Genomic DNA, 24,094 nt, shown 5'->3' with positions numbered 1-24,094 from the left:
ACATGCCGAGGGCGGCGCCGAACGCCGGCGCCGCCCCCCGTCTTCTCCCGCCCCGTTCAGAAGAACAGGATGGCGCCCGCCGCCAGCGCGTTGGACTTCGCCTCGTTGATCCCGTGCGCTTCGGATTTGGTGCGGACATATTCGCTGACCAGCGTGACCCACGGGGTCAGGCCGTAGCGAAGCTGGCCGACCCAGCTGCTGTTGACGTCCACCAGGATCGGGTTGACCTCGCCGGGCGCCAGATCGAGCCGGCTCTCGCCATAGCTGACGCCGGCGGTGAGCTTACCGAAGGTGAGCGTGCCCTGCGTGTAGAAGCCGTCGCTCTTGCGGCTGCGGCCGTTGGCGGCGGTGGACAGGATGAACAGGCCCGTCGTGCCGATGCCCTTGCCGGTGTAATAATAGCCGAGCAGCGAGGCCGGGCCGAAGGTCAGCTTCGCGCCGCCGTCCACCGCGCGGCCGGTGTAGCTGGGGAAGGCGCCCACGCCGTCATGCTTCTGCGTGATACCCGACAGCCAGAGATGGCCGCCCACCTTGCCGGCGGTGAAGTCGTAGGTGACCTTGCCCTGGAAGCCGGGATTCTTGTTGACCTCGTTATTGCCGATCGTGACGAGCGGCTGGAACAGGCCGATCGAGGCCTGGAGGCCGCCGAACTTGGGCGTGGTATAGGTCATCTGCGGCTGGAAATCGGTGTAGATATAGCCGAGGCCGATGCGGCCGAGCGACGTGTTCGACGGCGCGGCATTGCCCGCCGCCGTGCCGACGCTGAGCAGGGTGATGTCGTTCAGGATCGCCTCTGACGCGAACAGGCCGATGTCGCGGCCGATCTTCACCTCGCCGAAATTCGGCTTGCCGAAGGTGAGGTAGGTCTGGCGGAAATCGATGCCGGCGGTGGCCAGCGCCTGCGGCGCGCCGCCCGAATTGGCGCCGCCCGCGCCCGTCACGCTGTCGATGCCGGGATACATGCCGAAATGCGCACCGACGTCCCAGCCGCCCTGGTTGGTGGTCACGTCCACTTTGAGGAAGCCCGGCAAAAGGCCGTTGCGCACCGAGGAGCTCTTGGGGCCGACCGTGGCGAGGCCGCCGGCGACGACATGGTTGGCGGTCGGGCTGTCGCCATTGTCATGGACATAGAAGCCGTTGACCGAGCCGGAGAATTTCAGCTGCACGCCGCCCATCTCGAAGCCGACGCCGCTTTCCGTCATGCGCACGGAGCGTTTGTCGTCGAGCGCCTGGGCGGCGGCCTGCTGCGGCGCCGGGGCCGTGCCGGTCGTGACGACGGCGGATGCCTCCTGCTGGCGGCGGGTAAGCAGCGCCTGATATTCCTGCTCGGTCAGAATGCCCTTCTCCTTCAGCCGCAGCAGCAGGTCGTCGGTCGTGTCCGCGAACGCCGGTGCGGCGTTGGCCAACAGGCACAGCCCCGCCGTGGCGGCGAACAGCCGCTTGTGCTTACCCCTCATGATTCTCTCCCTCTGTTCGGGGCGTCGTGCGCCCCGTGGGGGGAAGGCTGCGGCCGTTCGGGTTTTCGCGAAATTGGACTTTGGGGTCAGGCTCAGCGGCCGACCGCTATGCCCCATGGCGCCCGGCCGGCCGGCACCGTCGCGGTGACGGCCATGCTTTTCAGGTCGATGATCGAGAGTGTGTCGCTGAGGCCGTTGGCGGAATAGGCGCGCGTGCCATCGGGGCTGATGCCGACATGCCAGACGCGGCGGCCGACCGGAATGTAGCGGATCGGCGTGGCGCTCGCGACATCGACGATCGCGACATGGTTGGCGCGGCCGAGCGCCACGACGGCCTGCCTGCCGTCGGGCGTGAAGCGGATGCCATCGGGCAATATGCTTTCGGAGGGCACACCCTCGATCGCGAGCGGGATGCGCTTGACGATCTTCTGCGTTGCGGGATCGATGATCTGGATGATCCCCTCGATCTCGGAACTGACCCACAGGGCCTTGCCGTCGGGGGTGAATTCGGCGTGGCGCGGGCGCAGGCCGACAGTGGTGACGGCCTTCTCCTGCCCGCTCGCGATATCGATCCAGTGGACGCTATTTTCGCTCTCCGACGTGGCTACCACCCAGCGGCCGTCGGGGCTGGTCGCCATGCCCTCGGGCTCCTCGCCGGTCGGCGTCTGGAAGGTCACGGTGCGCTTGGCGATATCGATGGCGGTGACGATATTCTGCCGCTCGTTGGCGGCGAACAGTTGCTTGCCGTCGCGCGACAGAGCGAATTGCTCGGGGTCGTCGCCGGAGGGCAGATCGGCCAGGATCCTGCCGGTCGCGGTGTCGATCATCTGGACGGTGTTGTCGTCGCTGGCGCAGACGAACAAAGTCTTGCCGTCCGCCGACAGCGCGATGCCGCGCGGCCGCTTGCCGACCGGCCAGCTGCCGATCGGCTTGGCGGTGGCGCCGTCGATCAGGGTGACGGTCGCCCCTTTCTCGTTGGAGACATAGAGCGTCTCGGCCGATGCGGCTCCAGCGAGCAGCAGGGCGAGCGCGGCGACGGGCATCCTCATCATCTTTTTCATGAGGCCTTGTAACGCGCCTGCCCGGCCAGTCCCCGCTGTACCAAAGTTCAATGGCCTCGCGCCCGCGCTCCGCCGACATACCGGCTGACAAAGGACGCATTTTCCAGCGTCCCCCGTGTTTTGGGAGCAGGACAAGGCATGACCAGCAAGATCGCCCGGTTCGCACTGGCGGCCGCCATCACCCTGACGATCGGGTCGGTCTCGACCCGCGTGCTCGGCCATGGATCGGTGACGCCGCAGAAGGTGGACACGACGGGCCTCAAGCCGCTCGGCGACACCTGGCTCACGGTCAATCCCTATCGGGGCGATCCGGTCGCGATCAAGATCGGCATGTCGGCCTATGGCCAGAATTGCGCGCGCTGCCATGGGCTGGAGGTGATCTCCGGCGGCATCGCCCCCGACCTGCGCTATCTCGACGCCGGCGAGGCGGGCGACGAATGGTTCATCGGCCGATACCAGCATGGCTCGGCGCGCGACGGCAAGGTGTTCATGCCGCCGTTCGGCCCGGTGCTCGGGCAGGAGACGGGCTGGGCGATCCGCTCGTATCTCGATACCGTCCACCAGGAGTGATCGGCTTCATGCTGCGCAGCATTTCGGGCGGCGTGATGGCGGCGCTGCTGCTGGCGGGCGCCGCGCCCGCCGCCGCCGCGCCGCTCGACAAGGTGAAAAAGACCGGCTTCCTGCGGGTCGCGGTCTACAAGGATTTCGCGCCCTGGGCGTACCGCAAGGACGGCAGGCTCGTCGGCATCGACGTCGATATCGCCAACGCATTGGCGGCGAAACTGGGCGTGAAGACCGATATGGTCGATTTCCTCGCCGACGAGGATGTCGATGGCGATCTGCGCAACATGGTGTGGCGCGGCACCCTGATCGGGCAGGCGCCCGCCGACGTGATGATGCACGTGCCCGCCGATCGCACTTTGGCGCTGCGCAACGATCGGGTGGCGATCGTCGCGCCTTATTATCGCGAGGCCTTCGCGATGGTGTGCGATCCGGATCAGGCCGATTGCGAGGCGCCGCCGCCCCAGTTCAAGGGCAAGACGATCTACGCCGAGCTGGACAGCGTGCCGGATTTCTATCTGTCGGGCAGCTTCGGCGGCGTGCTGCGCGGCGACGTGACGCATGTGCCGACCGGCGCCGAGGCGGTGGCGGCGGTCTCCGCCGGCAAGGCCGCCATGGCGGTCGCGACGCGCGCGCAGGTCGAGAATGGCCTCGGCGAGGCGCCCGGCAAGGCGGTGCTGCGCAAGGGGCCGTTGCCCGCCATTTCCAGCCCCGGCTGGAACGTCGCCGTCGCCGTAAAGGACGACAGCCGCGACCTGGGCGACGAGATCGAGACCCTGCTGGCCGACATGCAGAAGAGCGGCGAACTGGACGCCATTTTCGCCCGCTACCACGTCGTCCCGCGTGCACCTTTGCTGCGCTGAGCGCGCGTCACCACACCACCAATCCTCCCAAGGTCCAATTGTCGCCCCCGGAGGCAAGGCCCACCGTTCCGATCCACGCCGCGATCCGCATGTCCCGGCGAATGATGTGAGAGGGGATTCACATGAAGGCACTTTCCGGGCTTACCGTCAGCCTGGTGGCGATCACGCTCGCCACCGCCGGGCCGGGCACCGCCGCCGGCCAGAAGGCCGGGCCGACGCAGGCCGACCTGATCGCCGACGAGGCCACGCCGGGCGACGTATTGACCTATGGCATGGGCCCGCGCGCGCAGCGTTTCAGCCCGCTGACCAGGATCGACGCCTCCAACGTCGGCAAGCTGGTGCCGGCCTTCGCCGCGTCGCTGGGCGGCGAGAAGATGCGCGGCCAGGAATCGCAGCCGATCGTCTATGACGGCACGATCTACGTCACCGGCTCCTACAGCCGCCTCTACGCCTTCGACGCCAAGACCGGCGAGGAAAAGTGGGAATATAACGCCCGCCTGCCCGACGGCATCATGCCCTGCTGCGACGTGGTGAACCGCGGCGCCGCCATCTATGGCGACAAGATCATCTTCGCCACGCTCGACGCGCATCTGATCGCGCTCAACCGCCTGACCGGCAAGGTCGTGTGGAACAAGAAGGCCGCCGATTTCGAGGCCGGCTATTCGATGACCGCAGCCCCGATGATCGTGAAGGACAAGATCATCTACGGTAACTCGGGCGGCGAATTCGGCATCATCGGCCGGGTCGAGGCGCGCGACGTGAACACCGGCGACCTCGTCTGGTCGCGGCCCACGATCGAAGGCAACATGGGCCAGCTGAACGGCAAGGATTCAACCGTCACGGGCAAGACCAACGCTTCATGGCAGGGCGACCAGTACAAGACCGGCGGCGGCGCGCCGTGGCTGGGCGGCACCTACGATCCCGATACCAATCTGCTCTTCTTCGGCACCGGCAACCCCGCGCCGTGGAACAGCCACCTGCGCCCCGGCGACAATCTCTACACTTCGTCCACCCTCGCGATCGATCCCGACACGGGCGAGATCAAATGGCACTATCAATATACCCCGCACGACGGCTGGGATTTCGACGGCGTCAACGAATTCATCCCCTTCGACGCGAAGGTCGGCGGCAAGATGATGAAGCTGGGCGCGCAGGCGAACCGCAACGGCTATTTCTTCGTGCTGGATCGCACCAACGGCAAGTTCGTCTCGGCCAACCCCTTCGTGTCGAAGATCACCTGGGCGAGCGGCTACGACAAGGCCGGCAAGCCGAAGTTCATCGACGCCAACCGCCCCGGCGCGCCAAGCGCGGAAAAGGGCACGACCGTCTTCTCGGCCCCGGCCTTCCTGGGCGCCAAGAACTGGATGCCGATGGCCTACAGCCAGCAGACCGGCTATTTCTACGTGCCCGCCAACGAATGGGGCATGGACATCTGGAACGAGCCGATCGCCTACAAGAAGGGCGCGGCCTATCTGGGCGCCGGCTTCACCATCAAGCCGCTGTACGACGATTATATCGGCGCGCTGCGCGCGATCGATCCGGCCACCGGCAAGATCATGTGGGAATATAAGAACAAAGCCCCGCTGTGGGGCGGCGTTCTCTCCACCGCCGGCAACCTCGTCTTCACCGGCACGCCCGAAGGCTATCTGAAGGCGTTCGATGCCAAGACCGGCAAGGAATTGTGGAAGTTCCAGACCGGATCGGGCGTGGTCGGCTCGCCCGTCACCTGGGAGCAGGATGGCGAGCAGTTCGTCGCGGTGATGTCGGGCTGGGGTGGCGCGGTGCCGCTGTGGGGCGGCGAGGTCGCCAAGGCGGTGCAGCATATCAACCAGGGCGGCGCGCTCTGGGTGTTCAAGCTGCCGAAGTCGTGAGCGTGGCGGCACGGGGGGCGACGCATATCGTCCCCCGTTCCCCCCTGGACGGCGGCGCGCTAGGGTGCGGTTCGGCGGTGCTGGACCGGACTTTAGAATTCGGGCGGACGAGGGGGTTGGGTGACGTGGAACGGGTGCTGATCGCCGACGATCATCCTTTGGTGCGCGACGGGCTGCGCACCGTGATTTCGGTCGCGTTCGATCGCTGCGAACAATTCGAGGCGTCGTCGCTGGCCGAGGCGATCGAGATCGTCGAGCGCGAGGGCGATTTCGATCTGGTCCTTCTGGATCTCAACATGCCGGGCACGACGGGCTTCGGCGGGCTGGCCGCCATGCGCGAGCGTTTTCCCTCGGTGCCGGTGGTGATCGTGTCGGCCGCCGAGGAGCGCGGGCTGGTGCGCGGCGCGCTGGCGGCGGGGGCGGCGGGCTTCCTGCCGAAATCGCTGCGCCGGGGCGCCATCGTCGATGCGCTCAAGCTGATCCTGGCGGGCGACATCTACGTGCCGCCCTTCGCCGAGGCGCTGTACGACGAGGACAAGGAAGAGGCCGACATCCGCCGCCGCATCGACAGCCTGACCCCGCAGCAAAGGGTCGTGCTGGGGCTGGTCGTCGTCGGCAAGCTCAACAAGCAGATCGCTTATGATCTCGACGTGTCGATGACGACGGTGAAGGCCCACGTCTCGGCGATCCTGAGCAAGCTCAATGTGTTCAGCCGCACCCAGGCGGTGATCCTGGCCAATCGCGTGCATTTCACGGCGAACCCGGTCGTCCCGCCGCATCATTGAGGGGAGGCGGTACCACCCGCCCCCTTTCTTCATCCCGCCGTCAGCAGCCCGTGCTTCTTCTTGCCGAGGCTGAGCTTCACCGGCCCGTCCTGATCGAGCACGATCTCGTAAGCGGCATCCTTGATCGCGATATCGTTCAGCCGCACCGCGCCCTCGGCGATCTTGCGACGCGCCTCGCCGTTGGAGGCCGCGAAGCCCATCACCGTCAGCGCGACGACGATCGGGATGCGGCCGCCATCCACCTTCAGCTGCGGCAGGCCCTCGGCGGCGCCACCCTCCTCGAAGGTGCGGCGCGCCGTCTCGGCCGCATCCGCCGCCGCCTGTTCGCCGCGACACATGGCGGTGGCGAGGTTGGCGAGGATCACCTTGGCGTCGTTGATCTCGGCGCCCTCCAGCGCCTCCAGCCGCGCGATTTCGGCAAGCGGCAGATCGGTGAACAGGCGCAGGAAGCGGCCGACATCGGCGTCATGCGTGTTCCGCCAGAATTGCCAATAATCGTAGGTCGGCAGCTGCGCCTCGTTCAGCCACACCGCGCCGGCCATCGTCTTGCCCATCTTGCCGCCGTCGGCGGTCGTGATGAGCGGGGTCGTCAGGCCATAGACTTCGGCGCCGTCGGCACGGCGCGCCAGCTCGACGCCGTTGACGATATTGCCCCACTGGTCCGATCCGCCCATCTGCAGGCGGCAACGCGCGCGGCGCGACAACTCCAGGAAATCATAGGCCTGGAGGATCATGTAGTTGAATTCGAGGAAGCTGAGCGACTGCTCGCGATCCATCCTGAGCTTCACCGAATCGAAGCTGAGCATCCGGTTGACCGAGAAATGCTTGCCGATGTCGCGCAGGAAGGGGATGTACTCCAGCTTGTCGAGCCAGTCGGCATTGTCGAGCATGATGGCGTCGGTCGGCCCGTCGCCGAACGTCAGGAACCGCTCGAACACGGTGCGGATGCCGGCGATATTGTCCTTCAGCGTATCCAGGGTCAGCATCTTGCGCGCCTCGTCCTTGAAGGACGGGTCGCCGATCTTGCCGGTGCCGCCGCCCATCAGGACGATCGGCTTGTGGCCGGCCTGCTGCATCCGCCGCAGCATCATGATCTGCACGAGGCTGCCGACGTGGAGCGACGGCGCGGTCGGATCGAAGCCGATATAACCCGGCACGATATGGTCCGTCGCCAGCCGGTCGAGCCCTTCGGGATCGGTCAGCTGGTGGATATAGCCTCTACTGGAGAGCAGGCGGAGCAGATCGGAGCGATATTCGGTCATGACGGGGGCGCCGGTAGCATAAGGGTAGCCTCTGGGGTAGGCGGTCGGGCCGCCGTTCGCGTAGGGACGGCGCGTGCTGTGGGAGGATCGTGTGGCGGAGACGATGCTGGCGGTGGGGCTGATGTCCGGCACGTCGCGCGACGGGATCGACGCGGCGCTGATCGAGACCGACGGGCAGGCGGCGATCCGCGCGATCGATTTCGTGTCCGAACCCTATCCGCAGAATTTCCGCGACCGCCTCGCCGCCGCCTGCGATGTCGCGATGGCGATGGCCGCGCCCGGCGCCGATCCGCTGATCGACGCGGTGACGGCCGAGCTGACCGATCGCCATGCGGCCATCGTCGCCCGGTTGCTGGCGGGGCGGGGCGCCGACGTGATCGGCTTCCACGGCCATACCATCGCCCACCGCCCGGATCGCGGCTGGACGTGGCAGATCGGCGACGGCGCGGCGCTGGCGCAAGCGACCGGCATCCGGGTGGTCGCCGACCTGCGCTCGGCCGATGTCGCGGCGGGCGGGCAGGGCGCGCCCCTGCTGCCGGTCTATCATGCCGCGCTGACGGCGGCGCTGCCCCGGCCGGTCGCGATCCTCAATCTCGGCGGCGTCGGCAATGTCACTTGGATCGGCGAGGGTGACGCGATCATCGCCTGCGACACCGGCCCCGCCAATGCCCTGGTCGACGATTGGGTCGCGGCCGAAACCGGCGCGCGCTACGACGAGGGCGGTGCGCTGGCGGCCACCGGCATGATCGACCGGACGGTGCTGACGGCGATGCTCGACAATCCCTGGTTCGACCAGCCCGCCCCCAAATCGCTCGACCGCGCCGATTTCACCCTCTCGCCCGCGCGCGGCCTCGCCAGCGCCGACGGCGCCGCCACGCTCACGGCCTTTTCCGCCGAAGCGGTGGCGCTGGCGCTGCGGCTGATGCCGGCGGCGGCGAAGCGGATGATCGTGGCGGGCGGCGGGCGCCACAATGGGACGCTGATGCGGATGATCGGCGAGGCGACCGGCATCGTGCCCGAGCCGATGGAGGTGCTGGGCTGGGACGGCGACGCGATCGAGGCGCAGGGCTTCGCCTACATGGCCGTCCGCAGCCTGATGGGCCTGCCGATCAGCTTCCCCGGCACCACCGGCGCCCCCCGCCCGTTATGCGGGGGCGTGGCGCACAGCCCCGGTTAATTCTGGCCGGGTCATGTCGCTGCCGAACCGATTGATGGAGAGAGTTTTCGTGCGTCTGCTGATGACCGCCGCGCTGATGGCGCTGGCCGCCCCCGCTCTGGCGCAGACCCCGCCGCCCGGCGACGATATCGTCGTGAAGGGCCGCAAGGCGGTCGAGAGCAAGGAAGCGCGCCAGTTCATCACCAAGGCGATGCCGCCGATCGAGGGCCAATATGCCCGCTTCCGCAACCCGATCTGCCCGCAGGTGATCGGCATGCCGCAGGATTATGCCGATCGCATGACCGCCCGGATGCGCGCCATCGCCACCGACGCGCGCATCCCGGTCGACAAGGCCAAATGCCGCGCCAATGTCGTCGTGTTCCTGGTCGAGAACAGCAAGACCTTCGTCAACACGCTGCACAACACCACGCCCGACCTGTTCACGACCCTCGATGCCGACAATCTGAGGCACCTCCTCAACGACGAGGCCCCCGTCCGCACCTGGAGTACCACCCATATCGCCAACGAGGACGGGATGGGCGTGCAGGGCGGTACCCTGTTCGTGCAATCCGCCTCGATCATCCTGTTGCCGACGACCCAGCTGATCGACGGCGCGATCGTGGTGATCGATCAGGCGGCGGCCGTCGGCAAGACGCTGACTCAGCTGTCCGATTATGCCGCGATGCGCGCCTTCGCCCGCACCCGGCCGATGAACGCGGCCGAGAGCGACAGCATCCTCGCTTTGTTCGATCCCGCCGCGACCGCGCTGCCGCGCCGCCTGACAGCGATGGACGCGAGCTTCCTCAGGGGCCTCTACCACGGCAAGGCCAACCGCAAGTGGAGCGATCAGAAGCGCATCATCGCCAAATCCATGGCGAAGGATGGGAAGGGCGAGGGGCGGCCGTAGGATCCCTCACCCCGCGTCCGACAGGAAGGGCAGCGGGGTCAGGTTGGTGAAGTTCGCCACGTCGCCGAACACCTCGGCCCCCGCGCCCAGCGCCGCCTGGATCGCGGCGGCATCTCGGAAATGCAGCACCGCCACCATGGCATAGGGCTGGTCCGCGTCGAGTGCCGGAAACGCCTCGGACCGGATCAGGCCGAGCGGGCCCCAGAACCGGTCGCACAGGGGGAAGTGGGTCTCGAGATAATAAGCGGCATCGAAATGGCCGCCCTCCTTGTTGGGATATGCGACCACCAACGATGCCATATTTTCTCTCCTTTTGGCCACGGTTCAGCAAGGCTGAACCGTGGCAGCCCGGCGCCACCGATCAGACTGGCTGACCGTTACTTCGCCTGCGCCAGCAGCGGCGCCATGCGCTTGGCGGCGAGGCCCGGCAGCTTGGCGGCCTTGGCCGTGGCGAGGTTGGCGGAAGGGCCCTTGCCCACCTGCACCAGCGCCACCATGCCCATGGTGTAATGCGGTTTGCACTTGATGCCGTAGAGGCCGGGCTTGTCGACCTTGAGCGTCATTTCCTTGTTCATTCCGCCGATCGTGTGCTCGACGCCGTCGGGCAGCATCCCCGCGATCGTCTCGGCATTGTGGCTGGTGTCGGTCGGCACGAAATGGATCGTGTCGCCGGGCATCGCCTTCACGAAGGCGGGCTCGAACACCATCATGCCGGCCGCGCCCTGATTCTTCATCTGGACGGTATAATCCTTGGCCAGCGCCGGGGTGGCGGCGAGGGCGCCGGCCAGCGCCAGCGCGATCAGCTTCATCTTCATTCGGGCATCCCTCATCACGGCGGCGATTGCCGCCCTCCGGGCGCCGGTGTCCGCGCGGACCAGCCGGGCGGCAATTACCCTTTGGTCCAATGGCCTGCCGGATCGCTTCTGCCAGACTGTCCCTCGAGATTTCGCGCGGGGGCCCCTCGAGTCCTGTCGCGGATCGCAAAGACCCGAGGAGAGAGACAATGCTTCAGCAGGCGATCGACGAACTGAAGGGCCAGGTGGCCATCCGCTCGCGCTACGACAATTATATCGGCGGCGAGTGGGTCGCCCCGGTGAAGGGGCAATATTTCGACAATCCCTCGCCCGTGACCGGCAAGACCGTGTGTTCGGTCGCGCGCGGCACCGCCGAGGACATCGAACTGGCGCTGGACGCCGCGCACAAGGCGAAGGACGCCTGGGGCCGCACCAGCCAGGCCGAGCGCGCCAACATCCTCAACAAGATCGCCGACCGAATGGAGGAGAAGCTGGACCTGCTCGCGCTGGTCGAGACGATCGACAACGGCAAGCCGATCCGCGAGACGACCAACGCCGACATTCCGCTCGCGATCGATCACTTCCGCTATTTCGCCGGCTGCGTCCGCGCGCAGGAAGGCAGCATCTCCGAGATCGACCACGACACGATCGCCTATCATTTCCACGAGCCGCTGGGCGTCGTCGGCCAGATCATCCCGTGGAACTTCCCGATCCTGATGGCGGTGTGGAAGCTCGCCCCGGCGCTCGGCGCCGGCAATTGCGTGGTGCTGAAGCCCGCCGAGCAGACGCCTATGTCGATCATGGTGCTGATGGACGTGATCGGCGATCTGCTGCCGCCGGGCGTGCTGAACGTCGTCAACGGCTTCGGCGTGGAGGCCGGCAAGCCGCTGGCGCAGAACAAGCGCATCTCCAAGATCGCCTTCACCGGCGAGACGACCACCGGCCGCCTCATCATGCAATATGCCACCGAGAACCTGATCCCGGTGACGCTGGAGCTGGGCGGCAAGAGCCCGAACATCTTCTTCGCCGACATCATGGATGCCGACGACGACTATTTCGACAAGGCGCTCGAGGGCTTCGCGATGTTCGCGCTGAACCAGGGCGAGGTCTGCACCTGCCCCAGCCGCGCTTTGATCCAGGAATCGATCTACGAAGCCTTCATCGAGCGCGCGATCAAGCGCGTGCAGGCGATCAAGATGGGCAGCCCGCTCGATCCCAACACGATGATCGGCGCGCAGGCGTCGAACGACCAGCTCGAAAAAATCCTGTCCTACATCGACATCGGCAAGGCCGAGGGCGCCAAGGTGCTGACCGGCGGCGAACGCGCCCAGCATGACGGCGAATTCTCCGACGGTTATTACGTCACCCCGACGATCCTGGAGGGGCACAACAAGATGCGCGTCTTCCAGGAGGAAATCTTCGGCCCGGTCGTTGCGGTGACGACCTTCAAGGACGAGGCCGACGCGCTCGCGATCGCCAACGACACGCTCTACGGCCTGGGCGCCGGCGTGTGGACCCGCGACGGGACACGCGCCTATCGCATGGGCCGTGGCATCCAGGCGGGCCGCGTGTGGACCAACTGCTACCATCTCTACCCCGCCCATGCGGCGTTCGGTGGCTACAAGCAGTCGGGCATCGGCCGCGAGAATCACAAGATGATGCTCGATCATTATCAGCAGACCAAGAATCTGCTGGTGAGCTACAGCCCGAAGGCGCTGGGTTTTTTCTGATCGGATGAGGCGCGGCACCGGCCCACTCCCCCACCCGACCACCCACAAGATACTGCCGCTGGGTGGTCGGGTGGGGGAGTGGGCCGGTGCCGCCCGATTCGGCGCTGCCGAACCGCTCAAGAATACCACCCGCGAACCCTCCTCTTTGCGGGTGGTCAGGCGGCGGGCTACTGCCAGCCCGCCGCCGCCTTTTTTCGGGACCGAACCACCACCAGCACCGTTCGTCCTGAGCGTAGTCGAAGGACGTGCCCCAAGCGGTGGCTCTCCACGTCCTTCGACTTCGCTCAGGACGAACGGAGTGAGTGTGATGGCCGGTCTTAAGGATAATCGGATGATCCCCGCACGCATCCTCTCCACTCCCGCCGCCGACGCGCTGATCGCGCGGCTCGCCGGCATCCATGGCCCGCTGATGTTCCACCAGTCGGGCGGCTGCTGCGACGGCTCCGCGCCGATGTGCTACCCGGCGGGCGAATTCCGGGTGGGTGGGCAGGATGTGCTGCTGGGCCGGATCGCCCAGGAGACCATCCCCGGCGGCGTGGCGGTGTGGATCGGCGCCGCTCAGTTCGATTATTGGCGCCACACCCAGGTGACGATCGACGTCGTCCCCGGACGCGGCGCGGGCTTTTCGATCGAGGGGCCGGAGGGGCTGCGCTTCATCATCCGCAGCCGGGTGTTCGACGATGCCGAGGCCGACGCGCTCGAAGCCGCCGGCCCGCCGCCGCGCGGTGACGCGGCCCCGCTCGAACCCCTCGCCACCGATCGCAGGTGACGGGCGGGCGGGGGCGTGACATGATTTCGGCCATGGCAACCTTCGCACCCGATGCTGCACCCGCATCCCGCACAAAATCGCCGATCCGCGTCGCCAGCAGCGCGCTGACCGATCCCGAACAGGCGATTCGCGAAATCTTCGGCGCGCTCGATGCGCCCACCCTGGCCGGCATCCTGCTCTTCTGCTCCAGCCGCTACGACCTCAACGCGCTGGCCAAGGCGATCGCCCTGCGCTGCGAGGACATCACGATCGTCGGCTGCACCTCCTCGTCCGAAATCGGCCCCGAGGGGCTGAGCGACGGCGAGATCGTGGCGATCGGCTTTCCGGCGGAGGACTTCACCCTGTCGGCCACCCGCTTCGACCGGCTCGACGATTTCGACACGGCGCACGCCCAACAGCGCGTGCGCGAACTGGTCGCCGAGGCCGCCGAGGGAGCGCGCCGGCTCGACGGGCCGATATCGCGCGCGGCGATCTTCCTCGTCGATGGCCTCTCCCATCGCGAGGAGATGCTGACCGTCACGGTGCAGGATGCGCTGGGCGAAATCCCGCTGATCGGCGGCTCCTCGGGCGACGGCCTCGCCTTCAAGGAGACGTTCGTGCTGGAGGGCGGGCGCTTCCATCGCGACGCGGCGGTGGTGGCGATCCTCTCGTCGCGCCGCCCCTTACGCGTCTTCCGCCACCAGCCCTATCAGCCGGGGGCGGTGAAGATGGTCATCACCGGCGCGGATTCGGTGGAGCGGATCGTCACCGAGATCAACGCCGAGCCGGCCGCCGCCGAATATGCCCGGCTGGCGGGCGTGCAGGAAAGCGATCTCGGCCCCGGCGTATTCGCTCGCCATCCGCCGATGGTGCGCGCCGGGGGCGAATATTATGTCCGCTCGATCCAGTCGGCCAATCCCGACGGCAGCCTCACTTTCTATTGCGCGATCGACGAGGGGATCGTGCTGACCCTGGGCGAGAGCAACGACATGATGAGGGGGCTCGACACATTGTTCGACACGCTCGACGGCGATGTCGGTGGGATCGATCGGGTGCTGGGCTTCTTCTGCGTGCTCAACACGATCGATCTGGAGCAACGCCAGCTGATCCAGCCCGTCTCGCGCCTGCTGACCGATCGCAAGGTGGTCGGCTTCACCACCTATGGCGAACAATTCCACGCGCTGCATGTGAACCAGACCTTCTCCGGGCTGGCGATCGGGCGCTGATGGCGGCACGGGCGCCCTCGCCTCCGGCCCCGATTTCGGCCGATGCCGCCCGCCTCGCCGAACTGACGCGCGAGAATGAGAAATTGCGCCGCATCAATGCCGCGCTGATGGACCGGGTCGAGCGATCGACCGATCTTCAGGGCAATGCCTTCTCGCTGTTCGAGACGGCGATCACGCTGGAAGCCAAGGTGCGCGACCGCACCGGCGATCTTGAACAGGCGCTGACCGAGCTGGCGCAGAGCAATGCCGCGCTGGTCCACGCGCGCGACAGCGCCGATGCGGCCGAACGCCGGCTGCGCGACGCGATCGAGAGCATCAACGAGGGTTTCGCCCTCTTCGATGCCGAGGACCGGCTGATCCTGTTCAACCAGACCTATCTGGGCCTGTGGCCGCACATCGCCGACCGCATCGTGCCGGGGATGCGCTTCGACGAGATCGCCGCGATGGTGCGCGACGAGGGATCGATGCTGGGCCAGCTCGTCGCCCCCGATCGCTGGGTATCCGAGCGGCTGGCGCAGCATCTGGTCGCCGAGGGAGGCCACGTCCATGCGCTGGCCGACGGCCGCTGGGTGCAGATCAACGAATTGCGCACGTCCGACGGCGGCATCGTCGGCGTCTATACAGACATCACCGAGGCCAAGGCCGAGGACGCCCGCGCGCAGGCCCGCTCGCTCGCCGAAAAGAGCGCGGTGCTTCAGGCGACGCTCGACGCCATCTGGCTGGGGGTGTGCGTCTACGACAGGGATCGCCGCCTGATCGCGTGGAACGACGCGCTGCTGCCCACCATCGGGCTGCCGATCGACGGCATCGCCGGGATCGTCGATCATGCCGGGCTCGCCAAAGCGGTCGAGGTGGTCGATGCCCCGGCGCGGCGCAGTCTGGCGTGGCTGCCCGAGGGGATGAAGCCGGTCGTCGCCAAATGCCGCCATGCCGATGGCAGGGTGATCGAGGTGCGGCGATCGGCCATGCCGGGTGGCGGCATGGTGATGAGCTTCGAGGATATCACCGAACGCCTCGCCGCCGCGCGGTCCCTTCGCGAATCCAACGAGACGCTGGAGCGGCGGGTCGAGATGCGCACCGCCGATATCGCGGCGGTCAACACGCGGCTCCAGCAGGAGGTGGCCGAGCGCCTGGCCGCCGAGGATGCGATGCGCGGCGCGATGACGGCGGCCGAACAGGCCAATCTCTCCAAGACGCGCTTCCTGGCGGCCGCCAGCCACGATCTGCTCCAGCCGCTCAACGCCGCGCGGCTGTTCGTGTCGGCCTTGGGCGACCGGCGGCTGGCGCAGGCGACGCGCGCGCTGGTGCGGCAGACCGGATCGGCGCTCGATTCGGTCGAGGATCTGCTGGAGGCTTTGCTCGAAATCTCCAAGCTCGACGCCGGGGCGGTCACCCCCGAGATCGGCGATTTCCCGCTCGATGGCCTGCTCGCCTCGATGCGCGCCGAATTCGGCCCCATGGCGCGCGAAAGCGGCATCCGCCTCAAATTGCGCGAGAGTGATCGATGGATCCGATCCGACCAAAGGGTCGTCCGCCGCATCCTCCAGAATTTCATCTCAAATGCGCTGCGCTATACCGAGGAGGGCGAGGTCTCCGTCCGCTGCGTCGAGGTGGGCGACCAGTTGCGGATCGAGGTGCGCGACACAGGCCCCGGCATCCCGCCCGAGCATCACGCCACCATCTTCGAGGAGTTCCGCCGCCTGGCCCCCGCCTCCAAGCGCGAGCGCGGCATGGGGCTCGGCCTCGCCATCGTCCAGCGCGCCGCCACGATGCTGGGGCACCGGATCGGGCTGGAATCGGCGGTGGGGGAGGGATCGACCTTCAGCATCACCGTGCCCCTCGGCCGTCCCGCCGCCAGCACGCCGCGCCTGCCCGCCGCCAACAGCGGCGGCCAGCTCGACGGCCTGCCGATCCTGATCGTCGACAACGAACACAGCATCCTGAGCGGCATGACGGCGATGCTGACCGGCTGGAACTGCAAGGTCGGCACCGCGACCGGGCTGGAGGAAGCGCGCGAGCGGCTCGCCGCCGGCTGCGCCCCCCGGCTGCTGCTGGCCGACTATCACCTCGACGAGGGCGCGACCGGCGACGCCGTGGTGCGCGAGATTCGCGCGGATCTGGGGCAGGACATCCCCGCCGTCATCATCACCGCCGACCGCACCCCCGAATTGCGCGAGGAACTGGAGCGGGCGGGCTTCTTCGTGCTGACCAAGCCGGTCAAACCCGCGCAATTGCGCGCGCTCCTCAGCAGCGCGGCGGGCTGAGCTTCTTCGTCATTGCGATCGAAGCGAAGCAATCCAGCGGCGGAGCCTGGATCGCCACGCTACGCTCGCGATGACGACCAGGCATCGATCGCGGCCCAGCGGACGCCACCGAGCGACCGGGCGCGCCTCGCCGTCATCCCGCCAAGGGCCGCGACCGGCTGGCGAGTCCGCCGTGCCAGCGCGTGAAATCCGATCCGCCCCAGTCCCCGCGCGCCGAGGTGCGATCGGGTGGCGAACACCGGCGACACGAACAGGAGATCGGCCCCGCCAGCCACCACCAGCTCCCGCCGATCATGCACCGGCGCGGTCCGTAACAACCCCGGCGACCGATGCGGCGACCGGCCATGCGCCCCATCCGCCCGCCAGCCCCGCGCCAGCCGGGGCGGGCCGGCCAGCACCAGCACCAGCCGCCGCGCCCGCGCGATCCGCCTGACCCGATCGAACAACGCCCGCCGCTCGGCCGGGGGCAGGGAGTAATGGCGAAACACCACCCCGCTCCCCTTCGGCAGCCGCCGGAGCGCCACCCACAAAGCCTCGCCTTGCCGTTCGTCGGTCATCAGCCAGCAGGCGGGCAGCGCGGGGTGGCGGCGGGGCATCGGCCTCGCCTATAGCAGCGCGCCATGCCGACACCCTATCCCCCGCTCGACGAGACCCGCGCCCAGATCGCCGCGGCCGCGAAGATCGCCGGCCGCGATCCCGCCGCCGTCACCCTGATCGCCATTTCCAAGACGCGTACCGCAGAGGAGATCGCCCCGCTGATCGCCGCCGGCCAGCGCGATTTCGGCGAGAATCGCGTGCAGGAGGCCGAGGGCAAATGGCCCGCTCTGGTCGCGGCGCATCCCGACATCCGCCTCCATTGCGTCGGTCAGCTCCAGTCGAACAAGGCCGAGGAGGCGGTGGCGCTGTTCGACGTGATCCATTCGGTCGATCGCCCTTCGCTGGTCGAGGCGCTGGGCAAGGCCATGGCCAAGGGCGGCCGCCGCCCCGATTGCTTCCTGCAGGTGAATATCGGCGAGGAGCCCCAGAAGGGCGGCTGCGCCCTCGCCGATCTGCCTTCGCTGATCGAAGCGGCACGCGCCGCCGGCCTCCCCGTGATCGGCCTGATGGCGGTGCCGCCCGCCGATATCGAGCCCGCGCCATATTTCGCGCTGCTCGCCAAGCTCGCCGCGCGGCACGATCTGCCCGGCCTCAGCATGGGCATGTCGGCCGATTTCCCGACCGCCATCACCATCGGCGCGACGCATGTGCGGATCGGCACCGCTCTGTTCGGCGCGCGCGCCTGACGGAACGCACGGGCGCGGCAGGCGTATGTCCCCGAAACGAGGACGGGAGATACGGATGTCGAACGTGCAATCGCTGAGGCCGTTGGTGGCCGTGGCCGCGCTGGGCCTGCTCGCCGCCTGCAATCCCGCCCCGCAGGATGCGGTGCCCGCCAACAGCGCCGACGCGCCCACCGGCACCGTCACCCGCGAGGAAGTGACGCCCGCCCCGGCGCCCGCGCCCGCCATCGCGCAGGCCGCGATCCAGACCCAGCCCGGCCCCGACGGCTCGACCGTCACGCTCAACAAGGTGGCGGTCACCGGCGACGTGATGACCGTGCAGCTCACCTATCAGGGCGCGTCCGGTCTCCACACGCAATATATGAAACTGGACGAAGTGAGCCTGGTCGATGACGCGACCGCCCAGCGCATCAGCGTGTTGAAGGACAATGGCGGCAAATGGCTGGCCGCCCCGCTCGCCACGGGTGGCGACGGCCTCACCATCCGCATCACCGACACGCCGACGATCGTGTGGTTCAAATTCCCCGCGCCGCCCGCCACCAGCAAGACGGTGTCGCTCAACCTGCCCGAGGCCGCGCCGTTCGATGGCGTGCCCGTGACCCGGTGAGGCGCCTCGCCGCGACAGCCGCGCTGGCGGCGCTGGCCGGCTGTTCGGACCCGGCGCCCCAGCCGGCCCCGCAAGCCCCGGTCGAGCCGGCGGCCACGCCCGCCGCCCCACCGCCCGCCCCGCCCTCCGGCGCGGGCCTCACCGCCGCCGTCAGCCCGCTCACCGCCGACGTCAGCGGGCTGAACGTGCGCATCACCGACACCGCGACGATCGTCGATCTGCCGACCGATACCTTGTTCGCCTTCGACAGTGCGGAATTGGGCCCGGATGCGGCGGAAAATCTCGGCAAGGCGGCCGATGCGATCCGGCGCGGCGCGCCCGGCCCGGTCACGATCATCGGCCATACCGACGGCAAGGGCAGCGACAGCTACAACCAGCCCCTCTCCGAACGGCGGGCGCAGGCGGTGGCGCAATGGATGAAGGGCCAGGTCGGCGTCCGCCAGCGCCAGTTCCTCGTCTCCGGCAAGGGCAAGAGCGCCCCCCTGGCGCCCAACACCAAAGCGGACGGCAGCGACGATCCGGCCGGCCGGGCGAAGAACCGCCGGGTGGAGATCATCATCCCGCGCTGAGCCCTCAGGCTTAGACCGGCATCCCCATGTCGCTGTTATAATGGTGCCAGGTGAAGATCGCCGCCGCCCCGCGATGCGGCCGCCACGCCTCGGCCAGCGCGCGCACCGCTTTCTCGCTGGGCCGTTCGGGCAGGCCGAGCAGGCGGCCGACCTCGATCTGCACCGCCAGATCGCCCGCCGGCCAGATGTCGGCGCGGCCCTCGGCGAACAGCAGATAGATTTCCGCCGACCAGCGGCCGATGCCCTTGATCCTGACCAGCTCGGCGATCGCCGCCTCGTCATCCTCGGGCAGCGCCATCAGATCCAGCTCGCCCGACGCCACCAGCGCGGCGAGGCTGCGGGCATAGCCGGCCTTCTGGCGCGAGAGACCGCAGGCGCGCAGCCCCTCGTCGCTGGCGGCGAGGATCGCGGCGGGGGCGATCGGCGCGCCCAGCGCCTCCTCCATCCGGCGATAGACCGCGCTGGCGGCATGCACGCTCACCTGCTGGCCGACGATGGTGCGCAGCAACGTCTCGAACCCGCGTTCGCGGATGCGCGGCTCGGGGTAGCCGATCCGGCCGATCGCGGCGGCGAACACCGGCTCGGCCGCCGCCAGCGCATCGAGGCTTTCGCGCAACTGCGCCGCACTCAGGCCCATGGCCGCATCCTCCGCCCTTGTCTCGCCAACCGGGCCGCGACATACGATGCGCCAACCGGATGGAATTTGGAGGGGTTACCTAATGCCGAAGCTGATCGTCGTCACTCGCGAAGGCGAGGAGAAGGAACTCGATGGCGAGAACGGCCTGTCGGTGATGGAAGTGATCCGTGATGGCGGCGTCGACGAACTGCTGGCGTTGTGCGGCGGCTGCTGTTCCTGCGCGACCTGTCACGTCACGGTCGATCCCGATTTCGCCGACAAGCTGCCGGCGATGAGCGCCGACGAGGACGATCTGCTCGACAGCTCGGACCATCGCACCGAATTTTCGCGCCTGTCCTGCCAGCTGATCTTCGGTGAGGCGCTGGACGGCCTGAAGGTGACGATCGCCCCCGAGGATTGATCGGGGAAGGAAGGCGGCCGGCCGTGATCGGCCGGCCGCACATCATTACGCGACGCTACGCATGGCCATACACCGCCATGGGCCCGACAGGGGCCGGGCGCTCCATGGCCCCGCAAGCCTGACGGGCCGATGAACGAAATGTGGCGACTTCAGGGAGTTGCGCGGCCGCCCCGCGCGGGCCATGCCGGGCGGATCGTGCGCCGGCTGCTCATGCCCTTTCTCATCCTCACCGCGCTCGCCGCCGGCCCCGCCGCCGCGCGCGACGCGCTGGGCGTCTATGGCGGATGGGGCGCGTTCAGCGATGCCGCTGCGCCGCGCTGCTACGCCATCGCCGAACCGCGCCGGGCGAAGGTGGAAGGCTGGCGGCCGTTTGCCTCGGTCTCGACCTGGCCGCGCCGCAAGATTCGCGGCCAGCTCCACATCCGCCTCAGCCGCCAGCGCGCCGGCTATGCCGAGGTGACCGCCGCGATCGGCGAGCGCCGATTCCCGCTGGTGGCGGGGGCCGCCGACGCCTGGGCCGCCGACCCGCGCGGTGACGCTGCGATCATCGCGGCGATGCGATCGGGCGAGGCGCTGAGGGTGGTGAGCCACGACACCACCGGCCATCGGTTTGCCGACACCTATGAGTTGCGCGGCGCGGCGACGGCGATCGACGCGGCGGCGCTCGCCTGCGCGCGGTTGCGGTAGCGCAATACCGTCGATCGCTCGGCTGCCGCCCTGATTCGAGGGCTGATCGGCAAGAGGGATGAATTTTCACACATGATGGGGATGCCCATCCCACAGGCAATGCGGCCGCCAGAAATCGGATGACAGATTTCGGACAGCCATTAGGGTCGGGCGATGGATAAGGCACCCCAGTCCCGCGCGCTTCTCGTCTTCTCGCTGCTCTATGGCGGGCTGGTCTGCATCTCGGGCGTGCTGGGCGCCAAGCAGGTCGCGCTGGGGCCGCTGGCGGTGGAGGCCGGCATCTTCGGCTTCCTGCTGCTCGTGGTGATCGGCAGCGCCATCGCCGAATTGTGGGGCCGGTCGACCGCCGACTGGATCGTGCGGGTCGGCTTCATTCCGCTCCTCGTGTCGATGGCGCTGATCCAGCTCGTGCTGGCGCTGCCGGCCGACCCGAACATGTATCCGCCGCTGAAGGAAGCCTTCCCGATCGTCACCGGGCAGAGCGGGCGAATGATGCTGGCGGGCCTGATCTCCTACGGCACGTCGCAGACGCTCAACGTGCTGATATTCTCGAAGCTGGCCAGCGGGCGCGGCAAGCTGGTGTGGTTGCGGGCGATGATCGCCAGCGTCGCCAGCCAGATCATCGATACCTTGCTGTTCATCAGCATCTCCTTCTACGGCGAGCGGCCGATCATGGAGTTGATGCTGGGGCAGATGCTGGCCAAGGTGGTGCTGTCGATCGTGCTGGTGCCCTTCCTCGTCACGGCCTTCGTGTGGCTGGGTCGCCGGCTCGACGCGCGGGGCTGATTGGCCGCCAAAGGGTTAACGCCGCTTGCCCCACGGGCCGTGCATGGTAGAGCGCCCGATCATGCCCGTCCGCATCGCCCCCTCGATCCTGTCCGCCGATTTCGCCAATCTGGGTGAGGAGGTGCGCGCGATCGACGCGGCGGGGTGTGACTGGATCCATGTCGACGTGATGGACGGCCATTTCGTGCCCAACATCACGATCGGCCCGATGGTGGTGAAGGCGTTGCGCCCGCACACGACCAAGCCTTTCGACGTGCATCTGATGATCTCGCCGATCGACGCTTATCTGGACGCCTTCGCCGAGGCGGGCGCCGATATCCTGACGGTCCATCCCGAGGCCGGCCCCCACCTCCACCGCACCGTCCAGCGGATCAAGGGGCTGGGCAAGAAGGCGGGCGTTTCCTTGAACCCCGCGACCCCGGCCAAGATGCTGGATTACGTGCTGGAGGATATCGACCTCGTCCTGGTGATGAGCGTCAACCCCGGCTTCGGCGGGCAGAGCTTCATCACGAGCCAGCTGCGCAAGATCGAGGCGATCCGCAAGGCGATCGACAAGACCGGCAAGCCCATCGCGCTGGAGGTGGACGGCGGGATCGACACGACCACCGCGCGACAGGCGATCGACGCCGGCGCCGACGTGCTGGTCGCCGGCACCGCCACCTTCCGCGGTGGCCCATCCGCCTACGCCGCCAATATCGCGGCGCTGCGAGGCGATTGATGCGGCGGCGCAAGGGGGATGGCCTGGCCGGCGGGCCGATCCGGCTGGAAGGGCTGGGCGGCGGCATGTCGCTCTCCGAGCGTTTCTCGGGCGGGCTCCACAAGCTGACCTGGCGCACGCCGCTCCACGCGCTCCGCCTGCGCGGCCGTTTCCCCCTGAAGCTCACCGCCGTGCCCGAGGATCCGATCCGGGGCGACGACCGCATCGGCCGCTCGATCCTGAACGGGCAGGTGCCGCTCGACGGGCTGGTGGCGCCGCTGTCGGCTTTGTTCGACGATACGCAGCTGTCCAAGCCGATGACGGCGCATCTCCAGAGCTTCGCCTGGCTGCGCGATCTGGCCGCCGTCGGCCATTATAGCGAGGTCGCCCCCGCCGCCGAGGCGGCGATGCGCGGCTGGCTCGACAAGCATGGCAAGCATGTCAGCGATACCGCCTGGCGGCCCGACGTATGGGGCCGGCGCATCCTCGCCTGGACGGCGCACGCGCCCTTGATCCTGTCGTCGGAGGACGAGACCTATCGCTCCGCCGTGCTCAACACGCTGGCGCGCGGTGCCCGCCATATCGACCGCTGCGCGGACAAGGCGCCGCAGGGCGTGCCGCGCATCGCCGCCTGGGCGGGCGTGGTCACCGCCGGGCTGCTGATCCCCGGTGGCGAGAAGCGCCTCCAGCAGGGCGAGGCCGGCCTCGCCCGCGCGATGGCGGTGTCGATGTACGACGACGGCGGCCTCGCCAACCGCTCGCCCGCCTCGCAGCTCGAACTGGTCGAGGTGCTGGCGCAGCTGGGCGCGGTGTATGAGGCGGTCGCCCGGCCGCTGCCCGAGCCGCTGGCCAACGCGCTCGCCACCGCCGTGCCGGCGCTCCTGTCGGTCACGCTCGGCGACGATGGCCTGTCGAGCTGGCAGGGCGGCACGCCGATGACGCCGGGCCGCGTCGTCGCCGCCGTCGCCGCCAGCCGCATCCGCACCCGGCCGCTGCGCCACGCGCGCGACTGGGGCTATCAGCATGTCCATCAGGGCCAGACCCGGCTGGTGATCGACGCCGCCCCGCCGCCGATCGCGCGGCTGACGGCGGGCAGTTGCGCCTCGACCCTGGCCTTCGAGATGACCGACGGGCCGCACCGGCTGATCGTGAATTGCGGCGGGGCGCGGCTCGCCACCGGGCTGCCGGCGGAGTTCGCCGCCGCGCTGCGCACCACCGCCGCCCATTCGACCCTGATCCTGGCGGACAGCAATTCGACCGCGATCCACGCCGATGGCGCGCTGGGCCGGGGCGTAAGCGAGGTCGAGATGGACCGGCGCGACGTGGATGGCGCGATCCGCATCGATTCCACCCACGACGGCTATGTCCGCCGCTTCGGCTTCAAGCACCGCCGCCAGCTGCAACTCTCGGCCGACGGGCGCGAACTGCATGGCGACGATCTGCTGCTGCCCGCCGGCAAGCGCCGCGCCGCCGTGGTCGATTTCGCCGTGCGCTTCCATCTCGGGCCGGGTGTCGAGGCCTCCACCACCGCCGACGGGCAGGGCGCGCTGCTGCGCCTGATGAGCGGCCAGCTGTGGCAGTTCCGCTGCCGGGGCGGCACGCTCGCCATCGAGGAGAGCCTGTGGATCGACGGGCTCGGCCGCCCGGTCGGCACGCGCCAGCTGGTCGTGTCGGGCGAGACCGCGCTGTCGGGCACCGGCGTCACCTGGCTGCTGCGCCGGGCTTCCTGACTTTTCCCTCCGCGAA

At 68.4% G+C, this 24,094-nt stretch carries 25 protein-coding genes; 18 read left to right on the top strand and 7 right to left on the bottom strand.

The annotated features are described in order from the left end of the window. Positions 1–56: 56 nt before the first annotated feature. Positions 57–1,457, bottom strand: coding sequence for a porin family protein (locus PQ455_RS16555; RefSeq protein WP_273687260.1), 1,401 nt, complete (start codon positions 1,455–1,457; stop codon positions 57–59). 92 nt (positions 1,458–1,549) lie between these two features. After that, complete coding sequence (locus PQ455_RS16550) at positions 1,550–2,509, bottom strand: PQQ-dependent catabolism-associated beta-propeller protein (RefSeq protein WP_273691411.1); 960 nt, start codon at positions 2,507–2,509, stop codon at positions 1,550–1,552. 147 nt (positions 2,510–2,656) lie between these two features. On the opposite strand from PQ455_RS16550, the gene pedF reads away from it, so the two are divergent. The 4 genes from pedF (at position 2,657) to PQ455_RS16530 (ending at position 6,598) form a co-directional block, all read left to right on the top strand. Beyond that, positions 2,657–3,088 carry a cytochrome c-550 PedF gene (gene pedF / locus PQ455_RS16545; RefSeq protein ID WP_273687258.1) on the top strand — a complete coding sequence of 144 codons (432 nt, stop codon included), beginning with the start codon at positions 2,657–2,659 and terminating at the stop codon, positions 3,086–3,088. A gap of 8 nt (positions 3,089–3,096) precedes the next feature. Then, a complete protein-coding gene (locus tag PQ455_RS16540) occupies positions 3,097–3,942 on the top strand; it encodes a substrate-binding periplasmic protein (protein WP_273687256.1) in 846 nt (281 codons plus the stop codon). Between the two features lie 122 nt (positions 3,943–4,064). Beyond that, entirely contained in the window at positions 4,065–5,813 is a 1,749-nt protein-coding gene (locus tag PQ455_RS16535) for a methanol/ethanol family PQQ-dependent dehydrogenase (RefSeq protein ID WP_273687254.1), read from the top strand. A gap of 125 nt (positions 5,814–5,938) precedes the next feature. Continuing rightward, positions 5,939–6,598 (top strand): response regulator, encoded by a 660-nt coding sequence (locus PQ455_RS16530; RefSeq protein WP_273691410.1) that lies wholly within the window; start codon positions 5,939–5,941, stop codon positions 6,596–6,598. Between the two features lie 29 nt (positions 6,599–6,627). On the opposite strand, the gene tyrS is transcribed toward PQ455_RS16530, so the two are convergent. Next, positions 6,628–7,860 carry a tyrosine--tRNA ligase gene (gene tyrS / locus PQ455_RS16525; protein ID WP_273687252.1) on the bottom strand — a complete coding sequence of 411 codons (1,233 nt, stop codon included), beginning with the start codon at positions 7,858–7,860 and terminating at the stop codon, positions 6,628–6,630. A gap of 103 nt (positions 7,861–7,963) precedes the next feature. Here tyrS and PQ455_RS16520 point away from each other — a divergent pair, with 103 nt between their 5' ends. Both PQ455_RS16520 and PQ455_RS16515 read left to right on the top strand, forming a co-directional pair. Further along, complete coding sequence (locus tag PQ455_RS16520) at positions 7,964–9,037, top strand: anhydro-N-acetylmuramic acid kinase (protein WP_273691409.1); 1,074 nt, start codon at positions 7,964–7,966, stop codon at positions 9,035–9,037. 49 nt (positions 9,038–9,086) lie between these two features. Continuing rightward, positions 9,087–9,923 (top strand): hypothetical protein, encoded by an 837-nt coding sequence (locus tag PQ455_RS16515; RefSeq protein ID WP_273687251.1) that lies wholly within the window; start codon positions 9,087–9,089, stop codon positions 9,921–9,923. A gap of 6 nt (positions 9,924–9,929) precedes the next feature. Here PQ455_RS16515 and PQ455_RS16510 read toward each other — a convergent pair whose 3' ends face one another. After that, positions 9,930–10,223 (bottom strand): EthD family reductase, encoded by a 294-nt coding sequence (locus tag PQ455_RS16510; protein WP_273687250.1) that lies wholly within the window; start codon positions 10,221–10,223, stop codon positions 9,930–9,932. 77 nt (positions 10,224–10,300) lie between these two features. Then, on the bottom strand, positions 10,301–10,738 hold the full coding sequence (locus PQ455_RS16505) for a pseudoazurin (protein ID WP_273687248.1): 438 nt from the start codon (positions 10,736–10,738) through the stop codon (positions 10,301–10,303). Between the two features lie 188 nt (positions 10,739–10,926). Here PQ455_RS16505 and adh point away from each other — a divergent pair, with 188 nt between their 5' ends. The 4 genes from adh to PQ455_RS16485 all read left to right on the top strand — a co-directional run bounded on the left by adh (position 10,927) and on the right by PQ455_RS16485 (position 16,685). Next, positions 10,927–12,447, top strand: coding sequence for an aldehyde dehydrogenase (gene adh / locus PQ455_RS16500; RefSeq protein WP_273687246.1), 1,521 nt, complete (start codon positions 10,927–10,929; stop codon positions 12,445–12,447). Between the two features lie 331 nt (positions 12,448–12,778). Beyond that, complete coding sequence (locus tag PQ455_RS16495) at positions 12,779–13,216, top strand: DUF779 domain-containing protein (protein ID WP_273687244.1); 438 nt, start codon at positions 12,779–12,781, stop codon at positions 13,214–13,216. A gap of 32 nt (positions 13,217–13,248) precedes the next feature. Beyond that, positions 13,249–14,421 (top strand): FIST N-terminal domain-containing protein, encoded by a 1,173-nt coding sequence (locus PQ455_RS16490; protein WP_273687242.1) that lies wholly within the window; start codon positions 13,249–13,251, stop codon positions 14,419–14,421. Then, on the top strand, positions 14,421–16,685 hold the full coding sequence (locus PQ455_RS16485) for a hybrid sensor histidine kinase/response regulator (protein WP_273687240.1): 2,265 nt from the start codon (positions 14,421–14,423) through the stop codon (positions 16,683–16,685). Before PQ455_RS16490 ends, PQ455_RS16485 begins: the two co-directional genes overlap by 1 nt. Positions 16,686–16,744: 59 nt before the next feature. Here PQ455_RS16485 and PQ455_RS16480 read toward each other — a convergent pair whose 3' ends face one another. After that, positions 16,745–17,281 carry a thiamine phosphate synthase gene (locus PQ455_RS16480; RefSeq protein WP_273687239.1) on the bottom strand — a complete coding sequence of 179 codons (537 nt, stop codon included), beginning with the start codon at positions 17,279–17,281 and terminating at the stop codon, positions 16,745–16,747. Between the two features lie 24 nt (positions 17,282–17,305). Here PQ455_RS16480 and PQ455_RS16475 point away from each other — a divergent pair, with 24 nt between their 5' ends. The 3 genes from PQ455_RS16475 to PQ455_RS16465 are packed head-to-tail and all read left to right on the top strand — an operon-like array spanning position 17,306 to position 19,141. Then, positions 17,306–17,968 (top strand): YggS family pyridoxal phosphate-dependent enzyme, encoded by a 663-nt coding sequence (locus PQ455_RS16475; RefSeq protein ID WP_273687237.1) that lies wholly within the window; start codon positions 17,306–17,308, stop codon positions 17,966–17,968. Positions 17,969–18,023: 55 nt separating this feature from the next. Next, the gene (locus PQ455_RS16470) at positions 18,024–18,572 is read left to right on the top strand and encodes a hypothetical protein (protein ID WP_273687235.1); all 549 of its coding nucleotides are present in this window, start codon (positions 18,024–18,026) and stop codon (positions 18,570–18,572) included. After that, positions 18,569–19,141, top strand: coding sequence for an OmpA family protein (locus PQ455_RS16465; RefSeq protein ID WP_273687234.1), 573 nt, complete (start codon positions 18,569–18,571; stop codon positions 19,139–19,141). The genes PQ455_RS16470 and PQ455_RS16465 overlap by 4 nt, the downstream gene beginning before the upstream one ends. Before the next feature lie 10 nt (positions 19,142–19,151). On the opposite strand, the gene PQ455_RS16460 is transcribed toward PQ455_RS16465, so the two are convergent. After that, positions 19,152–19,778 carry a DNA-3-methyladenine glycosylase family protein gene (locus tag PQ455_RS16460; RefSeq protein ID WP_273687233.1) on the bottom strand — a complete coding sequence of 209 codons (627 nt, stop codon included), beginning with the start codon at positions 19,776–19,778 and terminating at the stop codon, positions 19,152–19,154. Positions 19,779–19,860: 82 nt separating this feature from the next. Between PQ455_RS16460 and PQ455_RS16455 the strand changes: the two genes are divergently transcribed. The 5 genes from PQ455_RS16455 to PQ455_RS16435 all read left to right on the top strand — a co-directional run bounded on the left by PQ455_RS16455 (position 19,861) and on the right by PQ455_RS16435 (position 24,078). Continuing rightward, positions 19,861–20,178 (top strand): 2Fe-2S iron-sulfur cluster-binding protein, encoded by a 318-nt coding sequence (locus PQ455_RS16455; RefSeq protein ID WP_273687231.1) that lies wholly within the window; start codon positions 19,861–19,863, stop codon positions 20,176–20,178. A 210-nt stretch (positions 20,179–20,388) separates the two neighbouring features. Next, positions 20,389–20,865: a hypothetical protein gene (locus tag PQ455_RS16450; protein ID WP_273691408.1), complete on the top strand. Its 477-nt coding sequence runs from the start codon at positions 20,389–20,391 to the stop codon at positions 20,863–20,865. Positions 20,866–21,018: 153 nt separating this feature from the next. Beyond that, entirely contained in the window at positions 21,019–21,651 is a 633-nt protein-coding gene (locus PQ455_RS16445) for a queuosine precursor transporter (protein ID WP_273687230.1), read from the top strand. A 43-nt stretch (positions 21,652–21,694) separates the two neighbouring features. After that, entirely contained in the window at positions 21,695–22,369 is a 675-nt protein-coding gene (rpe, locus tag PQ455_RS16440) for a ribulose-phosphate 3-epimerase (RefSeq protein WP_273687229.1), read from the top strand. Beyond that, positions 22,369–24,078, top strand: coding sequence for a heparinase II/III family protein (locus PQ455_RS16435; protein WP_273687227.1), 1,710 nt, complete (start codon positions 22,369–22,371; stop codon positions 24,076–24,078). The genes rpe and PQ455_RS16435 overlap by 1 nt, the downstream gene beginning before the upstream one ends. The last annotated feature ends 16 nt before the right edge of the window (positions 24,079–24,094 follow it).

It is taken from the genome of Sphingomonas naphthae (assembly GCF_028607085.1).
GTDB classification, from domain to species: Bacteria; Pseudomonadota; Alphaproteobacteria; order Sphingomonadales; family Sphingomonadaceae; genus Sphingomonas_Q; species Sphingomonas_Q naphthae.
Note: the sequence above shows the minus strand (reverse complement) of the source record. Positions and strands in the feature narration are given on the sequence as shown.